1 pseudogene is annotated in these 465 nt (G+C 69.7%); it reads left to right on the top strand.

The features are described 5' to 3' along the window. Positions 1 to 465: pseudogene (locus LH128_RS30725) on the top strand (sugar kinase); the annotation flags it as partial.

The raw sequence follows: 465 nt of genomic DNA, 5'->3' as shown, positions 1-465 counted from the left end.
GGGTTCCGTGTTCGCAACCTCCAAGGCGGACCAGTTCGACTTCGCCTCCGCGCTCGAGGGCGCCCGACTGCTCCACCTGTCGGGCATCACGCCGGCGCTCGGCCCCGGAGGCGTCGCGCTTGCGCAAGCCGCCGTCGCCGCGGCGACAAGCGCCGGCGTGCCTGTCTGTTTCGACGGCAATTACCGCGCACTGCTGTGGGATGCTTGGGACAGCGATCCGCGCGCCATCCTGACCGACCTGATGCAGTCGGCTACGGTCATGATCGGCAACCACCGGGATATCTCGCTGTTGCTGGGCAAGGCGTTCTCCGGCGACGGCTCGGACCGTCGGCGCGAGGCCGCGCTGGCCGCCTTCGAGGCGTTTCCGAAGCTGCAGCTGATCGCCTCGACCGCGCGTCACGTGGTGAACTCCGGCCATCACCGTATCGCCGCGCGTCTCGATGCGCGGGACGCGGCGCACCAGAC

Source organism: Sphingomonas sp. LH128 (assembly GCF_000293195.2).
Lineage (GTDB): Bacteria > Pseudomonadota > Alphaproteobacteria > Sphingomonadales > Sphingomonadaceae > Novosphingobium > Novosphingobium resinovorum_A.
This window is presented reverse-complemented; position numbering and strand designations above follow the sequence as displayed.